Source organism: Staphylococcus canis (assembly GCF_016238445.1).
Lineage (GTDB): Bacteria > Bacillota > Bacilli > Staphylococcales > Staphylococcaceae > Staphylococcus > Staphylococcus canis.
The window spans coordinates 1-258 of the sequence record NZ_JABANU010000093.1 but is presented as its reverse complement, the minus strand read 5'-3'; the positions used below and the strand labels follow the sequence as shown (position 1 = coordinate 258).

The following is a 258-nucleotide window of genomic DNA, read 5'->3' as shown; positions in this document are numbered from 1 at the left end:
TGTTTAATGTTTTTATGACGGTTCTTAATTTAGGATGGATATCTGGTAAAGCTACGTTTTCTAAAGACTGAAGTAAGGCTTCTATATCATTGTTATTAATATGACAACGAAGTTGATTGACTGTAAAGTGAGTACGACTAAGCATCTCATTTTGTTCATTAAGATATTGGACAATCCCTTTTTGTGTCTTCCACGATTTAAACAATGGAACCTTTCGGTACTCAAACGCTTCTAAATCTTCTATAGGTTTTAAATATA

1 pseudogene is annotated in these 258 nt (G+C 31.8%); it reads right to left on the bottom strand.

The annotated features are described in order from the left end of the window. Positions 1-258, bottom strand: a pseudogene (locus tag HHH54_RS11055) (ISL3 family transposase); the annotation flags it as partial.